11 protein-coding genes are annotated in these 13770 nt (G+C 70.7%); 3 read left to right on the forward strand and 8 right to left on the reverse strand.

Annotation, left to right across the window (positions count from 1 at the left end; translation table 11 throughout):
• Positions 1–6: 6 nt before the first annotated feature.
• Positions 7–1236 carry a DUF222 domain-containing protein gene (locus ABZW17_RS30120; RefSeq protein WP_354821636.1) on the forward strand — a complete coding sequence of 410 codons (1230 nt, stop codon included), beginning with the start codon at positions 7–9 and terminating at the stop codon, positions 1234–1236.
• Between the two features lie 334 nt (positions 1237–1570).
• Here ABZW17_RS30120 and ABZW17_RS30125 read toward each other — a convergent pair whose 3' ends face one another.
• On the reverse strand, positions 1571–2557 hold the full coding sequence (locus ABZW17_RS30125) for a glutathione S-transferase C-terminal domain-containing protein (RefSeq protein WP_354821639.1): 987 nt from the start codon (positions 2555–2557) through the stop codon (positions 1571–1573).
• An 8-nt stretch (positions 2558–2565) separates the two neighbouring features.
• Positions 2566–3042, reverse strand: coding sequence for a MarR family winged helix-turn-helix transcriptional regulator (locus tag ABZW17_RS30130; RefSeq protein WP_354821642.1), 477 nt, complete (start codon positions 3040–3042; stop codon positions 2566–2568).
• Between the two features lie 107 nt (positions 3043–3149).
• Between ABZW17_RS30130 and ABZW17_RS30135 the strand changes: the two genes are divergently transcribed.
• Entirely contained in the window at positions 3150–3707 is a 558-nt protein-coding gene (locus ABZW17_RS30135) for a YceI family protein (RefSeq protein WP_103349211.1), read from the forward strand.
• 22 nt (positions 3708–3729) lie between these two features.
• On the opposite strand, the gene ABZW17_RS30140 is transcribed toward ABZW17_RS30135, so the two are convergent.
• From ABZW17_RS30140 to ABZW17_RS30165, 6 genes are read right to left on the reverse strand one after another with little or no spacing between them, the layout of a single operon-like run.
• Positions 3730–4335 carry a TetR/AcrR family transcriptional regulator gene (locus ABZW17_RS30140; protein WP_354821645.1) on the reverse strand — a complete coding sequence of 202 codons (606 nt, stop codon included), beginning with the start codon at positions 4333–4335 and terminating at the stop codon, positions 3730–3732.
• 9 nt (positions 4336–4344) lie between these two features.
• Positions 4345–6348, reverse strand: coding sequence for a glycoside hydrolase family 31 protein (locus ABZW17_RS30145; RefSeq protein WP_354821648.1), 2004 nt, complete (start codon positions 6346–6348; stop codon positions 4345–4347).
• Between the two features lie 9 nt (positions 6349–6357).
• Positions 6358–7167 (reverse strand): carbohydrate ABC transporter permease, encoded by an 810-nt coding sequence (locus ABZW17_RS30150; RefSeq protein WP_354821651.1) that lies wholly within the window; start codon positions 7165–7167, stop codon positions 6358–6360.
• Positions 7164–8102 (reverse strand): sugar ABC transporter permease, encoded by a 939-nt coding sequence (locus tag ABZW17_RS30155; protein ID WP_354821654.1) that lies wholly within the window; start codon positions 8100–8102, stop codon positions 7164–7166. The genes ABZW17_RS30150 and ABZW17_RS30155 overlap by 4 nt, the downstream gene beginning before the upstream one ends.
• Positions 8099–9331 (reverse strand): sugar ABC transporter substrate-binding protein, encoded by a 1233-nt coding sequence (locus ABZW17_RS30160; RefSeq protein ID WP_354821657.1) that lies wholly within the window; start codon positions 9329–9331, stop codon positions 8099–8101. Before ABZW17_RS30160 ends, ABZW17_RS30155 begins: the two co-directional genes overlap by 4 nt.
• Positions 9332–9367: 36 nt before the next feature.
• A complete protein-coding gene (locus ABZW17_RS30165; RefSeq protein WP_354821660.1) occupies positions 9368–10375 on the reverse strand; it encodes a LacI family DNA-binding transcriptional regulator in 1008 nt (335 codons plus the stop codon).
• Positions 10376–10725: 350 nt separating this feature from the next.
• On the opposite strand from ABZW17_RS30165, the gene ABZW17_RS30170 reads away from it, so the two are divergent.
• Positions 10726–13653, forward strand: a complete 2928-nt coding sequence (locus ABZW17_RS30170; RefSeq protein ID WP_354821663.1) for a glycoside hydrolase family 3 C-terminal domain-containing protein — start codon at positions 10726–10728, stop codon at positions 13651–13653.
• Positions 13654–13770: the final 117 nt, after the last annotated feature.

The raw sequence follows: 13770 nt of genomic DNA on the forward strand, positions 1-13770 counted from the left end.
GGTGGCATGGCTCGAAACGCGATGCAGGAAGCCGAGGCGGTGGCGCTGGCCGACCGTGTCGGTGAGCTGCTCGCGACCATCCGGACTGCGGAAGCATCCTTGGGTGCTCTGCTGGTGGAGATCGAGCACCGTGGGGTGATGGAGCTGTTCGGCTATCGTTCCGCCGCGCGTTTGCTGGAGCATCTGGCCGACATGCCGAAGGCGGCGGCGGAGCGGGTGGTGACCCGCGCCCGCGCCCTCAACCCCGGTCGTGCCCTGGACGGCACCCCGATCCCCGCCCTGGCTCCCGCCACCGGCGCCGCGGCTCTGACCGGGCGGTTGAGCAACTCGATGATCGATGTGATCGTCGGGTCCCTGACCGACATCCCACCCGAGCATCGCTCCTCCGCCGAGGCGGATCTGCTGAGGTTCGCTGCCGAGGCCGGACACAGGCAGGTCGCCGCCCTGGGTGCGCGGATCGTGGCCCACCTGGACCCCGACGGCCCGGAACCCGACACCGCCGACCCTGCCACCCCCACCCGCGAACTTTCCCTGCGGCGGAAGCGAACGGGAGTGTGGGAGGTGCACGGCCGGTTCGACGACGAGACCGGCACCCGGGCCAGCGCCCTGCTCGACGCCCTGGCCCAGCGCCGCACCACCGAGGAGGGCCCGGATCTACGGTCGCCGCGGGAACGCTACGGCGACGCGTTCTCCGACGCGGTCGACCTGGCCCTGAACTCCCCGGACCTACCCATGCAGGCAGGTGAACGTGCCCACGTGATGGTCGCGGTCTCCCTCACCGACCTCAAAACCGGCATCGGAGCGGCCACGTTGGGCGACACCGGCCGGATCACGGCCGCTGAAGCACGGATCCATGCCTGCGACGCGATGGTCATCCCGGCGGTCCTGGGTGAGAAAAGCGAACCCCTCAACCTGGGTCGCCTGCGCCGCCTGATCTCCGCCGGTTTACGCCGCGCCCTCTACCTCCGGGACCGGGGCTGCGCATTCCCCGGTTGTCACCGTCCACCCCGGCATTGCCAGGGCCACCACATCCGGCATTGGGCCGAGGGTGGGCCTACCAACCTGGGCAATCTGGTGTTGATGTGCGCTCATCATCATCGGTTGCTGCATCGTTCGGGCTGGGAGGTCCGTATCGCCGCTGATGGTCTGCCGGAGTTTCTACCGCCGCTGTTTTTGGACAGGCGTCGAAAACCTCGGCGTAACAACCTGCACGAGCCGCTGCCCTTCGCAGCGTGACCACGGGAAAGGCCCGCAGCCGGACGGCTACGCCCACCGCACCGGCCACGAGTGCCACGGACGCTGCCCTGAACACGGCAAGGCTCGCGGCCCACGTCTGCAACCCCAACCCATGGCCCACCGCACCCGTCCGCGAGCACCCCCACCGCTGCGAGCCCACACTGCATCGCCGCCGACCAGCAGCAGAACTTCCCTCAGGCGCCAACGTCCACCCACGCGCCCGAGGAACACTTCCGCACCCGCCCGTGCCTGAGCGATGGAAGCCGAGCCGGGGTCGTCGCTGTCGGCGCGGGTCTGTCGCAGCCGGCGTCCGAGCACCCGTGCGTAAACGGAATCACGCCAGCTCGGGCACCCTCTCCGCCACCGGAGGCGGCCCCGGCGGCGTCCCGTCTCCGAACGGGCGTCCGCCCAGTGACTCGCGCCCGTGCGGGGTCAACCAGCCCGTCGTCTCCGGGCCCGCCGGGACGATTCCCGTCGGGTTCACGTTCTTGTGCACCACGTAGTAGTGCTCCTTGATCTGCGCGAAGTCGATCGTGTCGCCGAATCCCGGCGTCTGGAACAGGTCGCGTGTGTACGCCCACAGCACCGGCAGCTCCGCCAGCTTCTGGCGGTTGCACTTGAAGTGACCGTGGTACACCGCGTCGAACCGGACCAGCGTCGTGAAAAGGCGGATGTCCGCCTCGGTGATCGTGTCGCCCACCAGGTAGCGCTGGCCCGTCAACCGCTCCGACAGCCAATCGAGCCGGGCGAACAACTTCGCGTACGCGCGCTCGTACGCCTCCTGGGAACCGGCGAAACCTGCCTGGTACACCGCGTTGTTGACGTCCGTGAACACCTTCCGGGCCACGTCGTCGATCTCGTCGCGCAGCTTGTCCGGGTACAGCTCCGGGGCGCCGGACCGGTGGTGGGCCGTCCACTCGGTCGACATGTCGAGCGTCATCTGTGCGAAGTCGTTCGTGACGACCTGGCCCGTCGGGATGTCCACGAACGCCGGCACCGTGATGCCGCGGGGGTACTGCGGGTCGCGCTTGAAGAACGCCTCCTGCAGCCGCTCGATGCCCAGGACCGGGTCGCGGCCGTCGGGGTCCAGGTCGAAGCTCCAGCTCCGCTCGTCGTGGACCGGGCCCGCGATGCCCATCGACAACACCGGCTCCAGGCCCAGCAGGCGGCGGACGATCACCGCGCGGTTGGCCCACGGGCAGGCGCGGGCCACCACCAGCCGGTAGCGGTCCGGCTCGACCGGCCAGCCGTCGCGGCCGTCCGCCGTGATGCGGTCCGGGAGGTAGTTCAGGTCGCGCTTGTACTCGCCCTTGTCGGTCATCGGCGTCCTCAGCAGTCGTCGGTCGGGGGAGTGGTGTCCAGTGCCGCGGCCAGCCGGGCCAGCACCGGACCGGCCGTGCGGATGTCCTCGGCGCTCAGGTGGTCGAACACCGACGCCCGCACGCGGGCCAGGTGGCTCGGGAAGGCCGCCTCCAGTCTGGCCAGTCCCGGCGCGGTCAGCACGGCGTTGGACGCGCGGCCGTCCTCGGCGCAGCGGCGCTTCTCGACCAGGCCGCGGCGGGTCAGGTCGTCGACCACCCGGCTGATCCGGCTCAGGGACAGCCCGGTCGTCGCGGCGAGCGCCGAGATGCGCAGCAGGTGGTCCGGCGCCTCGGACAGCGCCACCAGCACCCCGTAATCGGTGATGGTGAGCCCCGTCTCGGGCAGGAAGTGGTCCTCGAGCGCGCGCGGCAACGCCGTCATGACGCGCATCAGCGGCCGCCAGAAGGCGGCTTCGTCGAGGTCGAGAGCGGACAGATCACCCATGTCGGCGACTCTACCCAAAGCTTGCTTGCGCAACCAGCCAAAGTGAGTACAGTGTCGTTGAACCCTCAATCACCGGGGGTCGCCACCACGAGGAGAGAAGACCAGCGATGACCAGCGCGACCACCTACCCCCAGCTGACCGGCGAATACACCCTCGACCCCACGCACTCGCGGATCGGGTTCGTCGCCCGGCACGCCATGGTGACCAAGGTGCGCGGCAGCTTCAACGAGTTCACCGGCTCCGCCACCATCGACGGCGACGCGCCGGAGAAGTCGTCGGCCCAGGTCACCATCCAGGCCCACAGCATCGACACCCGCAACGCCGACCGCGACGGGCACCTGAAGAGCAACGACTTCCTGTCGATGGACGAGTACCCGCAGATCACCTTCACCTCGACCGAGATCAAGCAGGCCGGCGAGACCAGCTTCGAGGTGACCGGCGACCTGACGATCAAGGACGTCACCCGTTCGGTGACGATCCCGTTCGAGTTCGAGGGCGCCGCGAAGGACCCGTTCGGCAACGACCGGATCGGCTTCGAGGGCTCCACCACGATCAGCCGCAAGGACTACGGCATCACCTGGAACGCCGCCCTCGAGACCGGTGGCGTGCTGGTGAGCGACAAGGTCACGCTGGAGTTCGAGATCTCCGCGATCAAGTCCGCCTGACGCCCGGGAGCGGGGGCCGGCCTCAGTGCCGGTTCCCGCTCGCCCGCAGGTTCGCGATCCCGACGTCGAGCGCCGCTTCGAGGTGGTCGATGCGGCCCGTCGACAGCATCACCACCACGCCGCCCTGGATGCCGGCCAGCAGGGCGGCCGCCGTGCGTTCCGCGTCGAGCTCCGGGCCGACCTCGCCGGCCTGCTTCAGGTGCCGGATGCCGGCCTCGATCTCGTCCTGCCAGCGCCGCAGCAGTTCGGTCACCACCGCCTGCGCCCCCGGCGTCGCCCGGCCGAGCTGGGAGATCAGCACGTTCAGCGGGCAGTGCTGACCACGGCTGTCGTAGTGCGAGACGACCGTGTCGCGCCAGCGCCGCCACGCCGCCCACGACGTCAGCCGGCCGAGCTGCGGCTGCTGGACCGCCAGGACCTGGTCCGCCTCGAACCGCGCCACCGCCAGCAGGAGCTCTTCCTTGCCCGCCGGGAAGTAGTGGAACAGCTGGCTCTTGCTGGTCCCCGTCCGCGCCCGGACGTCGTCGAGCGTGGTGACGGCGACTCCGCGCTCGCGGATCTCCGCCGCGGCGCCTTCGACGATCCGCTGCCGCGTCGCGGCGCCCTTCGGGGTCAGCTTTGGACTCACGGGTCCACATTAGTCCCCGCGGATCGGCAGCTGCGCCCCGTCGCGGAGGAACACCGGGATCCGCTCGGCCGGGGCCGGGGCCTCGATCCACCCGCCGCCGTCGTGCCGGGTTCCGGTCACCGCGTCCGTCCAGGCGGCCCCGGCCGGCAGGTACACCCGCCGGGCCGTGACCCCCGGTTCGAGCACCGGCGCCACCAGCAGGTCCGGCCCGAGCAGGAACTGGTCGTCGACGTCCCAGGCCGCCGGGTCCGCCGGGAAGTCGACGAACACCGGGCGCATCGGCGGGACGCCCTGCTCGTGCGCCACGCGCATCTGCTCCATCAGGTACGGCCGCAGCCGCTCCCGCAGGCGCAGGGACGCCGTGATCGACTCGTACGCGGCGTCGCCGAACGACCAGACCTCGTTGGGCCCGCCGGTCATCCCCGGCCCGAACGCCGGCCGTGGGTCGCGGAAACCGTGCAGCCGGAACAGCGGGCAGAACACGCCGTAGGAGAACCACCGGACCATCAGCTCGCGGTACTCCGGCGCCGCCGGGTCGCCGCCGTGGAAGCCGCCGATGTCCGTCGTCCACCAGGGGATTCCCGCCAGCGCCACGTTGAGCCCGGCCCGGACCTGCGTCCGCAGCGAGTCCCACGTCGCGCCGATGTCACCGGACCACAGCGCCGCCCCGAAGCGCTGGCTGCCCGCCCACGCCGACCGGGACAGCAGCACCACCTCGTCGTCGCCCTCGGCGCGGATGCCGTCGTGGAACGTCTGCGCGTTCGCCTGCGGGTAGAGGTTGAACACCTCCGCGCCCGGGCCGGCGTGGAAGCCGAGGTTGTGCGGGTGGCCCGGCTGGATCTCCGGTTCGTCGCCGTCCAGCCACCACGCGCGCACGCCCAGGTCGTAGTAGTTCTCCTTGACCTTGCTCCAGACGAACCGCCGCGCCTCCGGGTTGGTCGCGTCGTAGAACGCCACCGGCATCTCGACGCCGAACCCCTTGTCCTTCCAGGGCGCGTGCGCCGGGACGCCGCTTTCGGCGGCCACCAGCAGGCCCTGCTCGTGCAGCTCGCGGTAGTTCTCCGAAAGCGGGCTCACCGACGGCCACACCGACACCATCAGCTTGACGCCGAGTTCCGCCAGCGAGCGCACCAGCCCGGCCGGGTCCGGCCACTCCGCGGTGTCGAACTTCCAGTCGCCGAGGTGCGTCCAGTGGAAGAAGTCGGCCACGATCACCGACAGCGGCAGCCCGCGCGAGTGGTACTCCCGGGCGACGGCGAGGAGCTCCTCCTGGGTGCGGTAGCGCAGCTTCGACTGCCAGAACCCGGCCGCCCACTCCGGCAGCATCGGCGCGTGCCCGGTCGCGTCGGCGTAGTGGCTCAGGATCTGGCGCGGCCCGTCGCCGGTGGTGATCCAGTAGTCGAGCTGACGCGCGTCGTCGGCGACCCAGCGGGTGCCGTTCTCCGCCAGTTCGACCCGGCCGACGGCGGGGCTGTTCCACAGGAACCCGTAGCCGCGGCTGGACAGCAGGAACGGCACCGACACCTCGGCGTTGCGCTGCACCAGGTCGAGCACCAGGCCCTTCTGGTCGAGCCGGCCGTGGGTGTGCTGCCCGAGCCCGTAGAGCCGCTCGTCGTCGTAGGCGCTGAAGCGCTGTTCGAGCCGGCCGTAGCCGTTGCGCGACGGCATGAACAGCCGGGCGCCCGGCCACCAGAAGTGCGCGCGCTGCTCGGCCAGCAGCTCCTCGCCGGTGTCGGTGCGGACGAACCTGAGCTGCGCGTCGATCCCGGTGTCGGTGTCGGCGATCTCGACGATCGCGGTCAGCCCGCCGTTGACCACCCGGCCGGACCGCCCGGACGCCTCCGCGAACGCCGCCGACGGCTTCGCGGGCAGCAGCGCTCCCGGGACGTCGTCGAGGATGCGGTGCCGTCCGGCGCGCACGCGCAGGCTGCCTTCGCCCCACGGCTCGATGCGCAGCACCTCGTGCCGCACGCTGACTTCGAGCGAGCGGCCGTCTTCGGTCGTGGCGATCAAGCGGACTCCTTAGTCTTTGACGGCGCCGCTGGTCAGCCCGGCGACGACGTAGCGCTGGGCGACCACGAGCAGGACGGCCGCGGGGACCGCGGCGAGGACGGCGGTGGCCATGATCCCGTTCCAGTCGGCGGACTGGTTGCCGACGAACCGGTAGATGCCCACGGTGATGGGCTCGAACGACTGCCCGGTGGTGAGGGTGACGGCGAACAGGAAGTCCGCCCAGGCGAACAGGAACGCGAACAGCCCGGCGGTGACCAGCGCGTTGCGGCTGACCGGCAGGATGATCGAGAAGAACGTCCGCCAGTAGCCGGCCCCGTCCACCCGGGACGCTTCGGTGAGCTCCTTCGGCACGGAGATCATGAACGCCCGCAGCAGCAGGATCGCGAACGGGATGGTCGCGGTCGAGTCGGCGAGCACCAGCCCGAGGTAGTTGTCGATCAGCCCGAGGTTGCTGAACACCGTGTAGAGCGCGTTGGCCATCACGATGCCGGGGATCATCTGCACGATGAGCAGCACGAACACCAGCACCGGGCCGCCGCGCACCTTGAGCTGGGCCAGCGCGTACGACGCGGGTGCCGCGACCACCAGCGACACGAGCACCGTCCCGGCCGCGACGACGACGCTGGAGAGCAGGTTCGGGCCCTGCGTGGCGAGGGCCTTCCGGTAGCCGTCCAGGGTGCCGCCGGTGGGGAAGAACGCCGGGTCCGGGCGCAGCAGCGCGCCGCTGGGCTGCAGCGAGGCGTTCACCATCCAGTAGAGCGGGAACAGCAGCACCGCGACGATCAGGACCCCGAAGACGGTCCGGCCCGAGACCCTCATGCCGCCTCCGCCAGGGTCGCCTTCGCCGAGCGCAGGTACAGCAGCCCGAAGGCCGTCGCCACCACGATGAGGACGTTGCCGACCGCCGCGCCCTGCCCGAACGCGAAGTCCTGGAAGGACAGCCGGTAGGACCACGTGGTCAGCGTCTGCGTGGCGTTGGCCGGGCCGCCGCCGGTGACGACCATGATCACGTCGAACACCTTGATCGTGTAGACCAGCCCGAGCATGAGCACGATCCCGGTGACCGGCCGCAGCAGCGGCCAGGTGACGTGCCGGAACCGCTGCCAGGCCCCGGCGCCGTCCAGCTCGGCGGCTTCGTAGAGCGACGCCGGGATCGCGCGCAGCCCGCCGTGCAGGATCACCAGGTTGAACGGGATGCCGATCCAGATGTTGGTCAGGATCACCGCCGGCAGCGCCCAGCTCGTGCTGCTCAGCCACGGCACCGCGTCGAGCCCGGCGAACCGCAGGCCCGCGTTGAGCACGCCGTGGTCCTGGTCGAACATCCACCGCCAGACCGCGCCGCTGACCACCAGCGGCAGCAGCCACGGCAGCAGGAGCAGCGACCGCAGCAGCGCGCTGCCGAGGAACCGGCCGTTGAAGAACACCGCGAGCGCCAGGCCGATGCCGAACTGGAAGACCAGCGAACCGGCGGTGAACAGCACCGTGTTCAGCGCCGCCGTCGAGAACAGCGGGTTGTTCAGCACGGCCGAGTAGTTCGCGAAGCCGACGAAGGGTGCTTCGCCGGTGTAGAACGACTTCACCGTGTAGTTCTGCGTGCTCATCACCAGGTTCGCGGCCAGCGGGTAGCCGAAGAACACGACGACGTAGGCCAGCGCGGGCACCAGGAACGCCCACGCGGCGAACCGGTTGTCCCGGCGGGACTTCCGGTTCGCCCGAGGCGGTGCCGAAACCGTCGGGGCGGCGGCGAGCGTCACGATCCGCTCGTCTGCTGCGCGGCCTTGAGGGCCTGGTCGACCGGGGTCTTCCCGGTCAGCGCCGCCTGCAGCGCGTCGGCCAGCGCCTGCGAGACCTTCGGGTACTTCTCGCCGAGCTCGGCGGTGCGGGAGCGGGCGGTGCCGACCTCGTCGACGAACGCCTGCATCGCCGGCTGCCCGGTGCCGAACTTCTGCGCCACCGCCGTCTTCGACGGGATGTAGGCGTGCGCCTTGCTCCACTCGACCATCGTTGACTCGGACAGGATGCAGGAGAGCACCTTGCCGGCGGCCTGCTGACCGGGCCCGTTCGTGACCGGCACGGTGCCGACCTCGCCGCCGAGCGCGACCACCGGCTTGCCGCCGGCCTGCGGCACCGGGATCGGCACCACGCCGTAGTGCAGCGACTTCTGCTCGTCGAGCCGGGCGATGTTCCACGACCCGTTGACCATCATCGCCGCGTTGCCGGCGACGAACTGGTCGGCGACGTCGTTCTGGTTCCAGGTCACCACGGACTTCGACGCCGAACCGGAGGTCACCAGGTCCGTCACGTACTGCATCGCCTGCGCCGCCTGCGGGGAGTCCAGCTGCGCCAGTTCGGCGCCGTTGCTCCAGAAGAACGGCAGGAACTGCCAGGTGCCCTCTTCGGAGGGGACGGCGGAGAAGGCGAGGCCGTACTTGCCGTCCTTGGTCAGCTTCGCCGCCGCGGCCTTCAGCTCGTCCCAGGTCTTCGGCGGCTGCACGCCCGCGGCCTGCAGGAGGTCCTTGTTGTAGATGAGCGCGAGGCCGTTGACACCGGGCGCGACCCCGTACACCTTGTCCTGGTAGGTGCCGGCCTTGACGATGCTCGGGTAGTAGCCGTCGGTGGTGATGCCGTAGCCGTCCAGCGGGGTCAGCGCGCCGGTGGCGGCGACCTGCTGCAGCGTCGGGTTGTCGGTGAACAGCAGGTTCGGCAGCGTCTTCGAGCTGGCGCCCTGCAGCACCTTCGGCAGCATCTGGGCCGTGGGCACCTTCTGGCGCTCGATCTTGATCCCGGTCTGCGCGGCGCAGGTGTCGAGGATCTTCTGCCAGGCGGCGGAACCCTGCTCGTCGGCGTAGTAGTCGAGTTCGGTGATCGACGTGGCGGCCGGGGCGCCGGAACCGGCCGGGGCGGACGGCGCCGGGCTGGGGCTGCAGGCGGCCAGCAGCGCGGCGCCGGCGGACAGTACGAGGGCGCGTCGAACCAAGGACATGGTGATTCTCCTTCGGCGGCGGAGCAGAACCGGGTTCTAGGAGCGCGGCGAGGCGGTGCTCTCGCGCCGGGTGAGGCGGGGCCCGAGCAGCCGGACCTCCGGGGTGGTGTGGCCGGCGAGCCGGCGCATGGTCATCTCGACGGCCTGGGTACCGACCTCTTCGGCCGGGATGGCCACGTTGGTCAGCGCGACCGCGTGCTGCTCGGCCATGCTGTCCGGGCACACGGCGATGACCGAGATGTCCTCGGGCACCCGCAGGCCGCGGTGGCGCAGGTCCGACAGCAGCCCGGGCAGCACGGCCTCGTTGTGCACCACCAGGCCGGTCAGGCCCGGGTCGGTGGCGAGCAGGTCGTCCAGGCAGGCGCTCACCGCTTCGTAGGAATGGGCGCACGACCGGGAAGCCGCGCGCACGTCACGGCTCTTCGCGGCTTCGTCGAAACCGCGCAGGAACCGCGTCGCGTAGCTCGTGCCGCGGCGGTAGACGGCGGGGGAGGGGCCGATCAGCGCGATCGAGCGGTGGCCGAGGTCGGCCAGGTGCGCGACGCACGCCGAGGCGGCCGCGGTGAAGTCGAGGTCCACGCAGCTGAGCCCGGCCGGGTGGTCCGGCACGCCGATGAGCACCACCGGCAGGTCGAGGGCCAGCAGCATCGGCACCCGCGGGTCGGCGGTTTCGACGTCCATCACCATCAGCGCGTCGGCGATCGCCGACGACGCCACCCGTTGCAGCGCAGCGGGTCCTTCGTCCTTCGTGAGCAACAGCAGGTCGTGGTCGTGCGCGCGGGCCGCGGTGACCGCCGAGGCGACGAACTCCATCACCACGGCGACGTTGAGGTCCGTGCGCAGCGGCACAACCAGTGCGAGCACGTTGGTCTTGCTGCTGGCCAGCGCCCGCGCCCCGGCGTGCGGGTGGTACCCGAGCTTGCGGATGCTGTCCTCGACCAGCCGCCGGGTCTTCGGCGAGATCGAACGCTTGCCGCTGATCACGTACGACACCGTGCTGGGGGCGACCCCGGCCGCGTTGGCGACGTCGTTGATCGTGACCACGGGCGGCCTCCTGGGGCACGGGGGAGGAGTGCGTCGGTGTCGAAGCGCATCGACGATGGCACGAAGGTAGGTGACACCGGCCGGAAACACAAGCGCCATTCGCCGTTCGTACGTATTCGATTCGGATTCGACAACCGGCCTCGGCGTCGAATTCGTCGAAACTGCCTGCTGGCGGTTCTTCTTGCAGCTCAGCGCGGGGTTTCCGCCGATCGGCGGGGCCGTCTGGGAGCGTTCCCAGGAACTCTTGACCTCGTGCTCACACGGCTGTAATAGTCGTCAGGCTCCCACCCTTCGACGCGAATGTTCCGCGCCGCGCCGTCGAAACGATTCGACGATTCCGGAGGCCGTCCGTGCGCAAGTCCCTGTTCCGCCGTGCCCTCGTCCCGGCGGTGGCCGCGACCCTGCTGCTGGCCCCTTCGCCGGCGCTCGCGGCGCCGCCACCGCCGTTCCGCGATCCGTCCCTGTCCCTGGCCACGCGGATCGACGACCTGCTGTCCCGGCTGACGGCGGACGAGAAGATCTCCCTGCTGCACCAGTACGAGCCGGCCATCCCGCGGCTCGGCATCGGCGTGTTCAAGACGGGCACCGAGGCCCTGCACGGCGTGGCCTGGTCGACCGACTACGACAACAAGGGCGCCGTCGTCAAGGCGGACGGCACGGTCTTCCCGCAGGCCATCGGCCTGGCCAGCACCTGGGACCCGGCGCTGGTCAAGCAGGTCGGCGCGGCCGTCGGGCAGGAGGCCCGCGGCTTCAACGCCCGGAACCCGACGCTGTGGGGCCTCAACCTCTGGGCCCCGGTGGTCAACCTGCTGCGCGATCCGCGGTGGGGCCGCAACGAGGAGGGCTACTCCGAAGACCCCTACCTCACCGGCGAGTTCGCGGTGGCCTACGGCCGCGGCATCCAGGGCGACGACCCCCGGTACCTGCAGGCCGCCCCGACGCTGAAGCACTTCCTGGCCTACAACAACGAGGTCAACCGCGACACGAGCAATTCCTCGGTGCCGCCGAAGATCCTGCACGACTACGACCAGCAGGCGTTCAAGATCCCGCTGCAGGCGGGCGCGGCCAACGCCGTCATGCCGTCGTACAACCTGGTCAACGGGCGGCCCAACCACGTGAGCCCGGACCTCGACGGCGCGCTGCGGAACTGGGCGCCGCAGGACATCGCCGTCGTCAGCGACGCCGGCGCGCCGTCCAACCTGGTCAACTCCGAGAAGTACTACGCCACCAAGGCCGAAGGCGACGCGGCGGCGATCAAGGCCGGGCTCGACAGCTTCACCGACAACGACACCGACGGCTCGATCACCGTCGCCGCGGTCAAGGAGGCGCTGGCCAAGGGCTTCCTGGCGATGGCCGACGTCGAAAACGCCGACCGCCACCTGCTTTCGCTGCGGTTCCGGCTCGGCGAGTTCGACCCGCCGGGCCGCAACCCGTACGCGAAGATCACCCCGGCCGTCATCGGCTCGCCCGAACACCAGGCCCTGGCCCGCAAGACCGCCGACGCGCAGATGGTGCTGCTGCGCAACAACGCCGGCGCGCTGCCGTTGAACGCCGCGAAGAACAAGAAGATCGCCGTCGTCGGCCCGCTGTCGAACACGCTGTACGAAGACTGGTACGCCGGCGCGATGCAGTACAAGGTCACCCCGGTCCAGGGCATCCGGGAGCGGCTCGGCGCGGCGGGCCAGGTCGCGTCGTCCGAAGGCGTCGACCGGGTCGCGCTGAAGGACCTCTCGACCGGCCGGTACCTGACGGCCCCCGCGACCACCGGCAAGGTCACCGCCGGCGGAACCGTCGCCGGCACCGCAGAATCCTTCGACGTCTACGACTGGGGCGCGGGCAAGAACACCCTGCGCGCGGCCGCCAACGGCAAGTTCCTCAGCTACTCCGGCGGCGCGCTGGTGAACGACGTCGACCAGCCGGCCGGCTGGTTCGTCCAGCAGCAGCTGAAGCTCGACGCGCAGGCGGACGGCAGCTACGTGCTCGAGTACGCGGGCAACGAGGTGAACGAGCCGTGGTTCGGCCCGAACAAGTTCGCCGTCGTCGGCACCGACGGCGTCCTGACGATCTCGTCCCCGGACGCCGCCCACGCGACGAAGTTCGGCCGTGACGTGCTGAGCAGCGGCGTCGGCAGCGCGGTCGCCGCGGCCAAGGACGCCGACACCGCGGTGGTCGTGGTCGGCAGCATGCCGTTCATCAACGGCCGCGAGGCGAACGACCGCACGAGCACCGAGCTCGCCCCGGCGCAGCGGGCGCTGGTCGAGGCGGTGCAGAAGGCGAACCCGCACACGATCGTCGTGGTGGAGAACAGCTACCCGACGACCGGGTGGGACAGCCTGTCCGTGCCCGGCATCCTGTGGACCAGCCACGCCGGGCAGGAAACCGGGCACGCGGTCGCCGACGTCCTCTTCGGCGACCAGGACCCGAGCGGGCGGCTGACGCAGACGTGGTACGCCTCCGACGCGGGGCTGCCGGGCATCCTGGACTACGACATCGCCAAGACCGGGATGACCTACCAGTACTACCGCGGGAAGCCGCTGTTCCCGTTCGGTTACGGGCTGAGCTACACGAGCTTCCGGTACGGCAACGTGCGTGCCGCCCAGGCCGGCGGGAAGGTCAAGGTGAGCGTCGACGTGACGAACACCGGCGCCCGCAGCGGGTCCGACGTCGTCCAGCTCTACTCCAAGAACTCAGGCGTGCAGCGGCTGCGGGACTTCTCGAAGCTGACCCTGGGGCCGAAGGAAACCCGCACGGTGCGGTTCGAGGTGCCGGTGGCGGACCTGGCGGCCTGGGACGTCTCGCGCGACCGGTCCGTGGTGGCGGCGGGGGTGTACGAGTTCTCGGTGGGCCGCAACGCCGCCGAACTCTCGGCCCCGCAGCGGGTTTACGTGCCGGGAGAGCCGGCCCTGCCCCGCGACCTGAGCCGGCCGACCCAGGCCCAGAACTTCGACGACTACTCCGGCACGACCCTGACGGACACGTCGAAGATTTCGGGGACCTCGGTCGCCGCCGCGGCCGGCAGCTGGGTGGCCTACCGCAACGTGGCCTTGAACGGCCCGGCGCGGTTCTCGGCTTCGGTGTCCGCACCGGCGTCGTCGCAGGTCACGATCCGCCTGGACTCGCCGACCGGCCGGGTGCTGGGCACGGCGGCCGTGGCGGCCACCGGCGACCACTACGCCTACACGACGGTGACGGCGGCCCTGGCCAAGGCGAGCGGACGGCACGACGTCTACCTGACCTTCGACGGCCCGGTGAACCTGGCAACCTTCTCGCTCCGCTGACAAGCCTGCCGTGGCTGGTCGTGGGGGGGTTGTGGGGGGGGTAACGCCCGCGGCACACACACACGCCGGGGGGGGGGGGGGTTGGGGGGCCCCCCCCCCGAGGGGGGGGGGGGGTAT

This window comes from Amycolatopsis sp. NPDC004625 (genome assembly GCF_040609695.1).
GTDB lineage: Bacteria > Actinomycetota > Actinomycetes > Mycobacteriales > Pseudonocardiaceae > Amycolatopsis.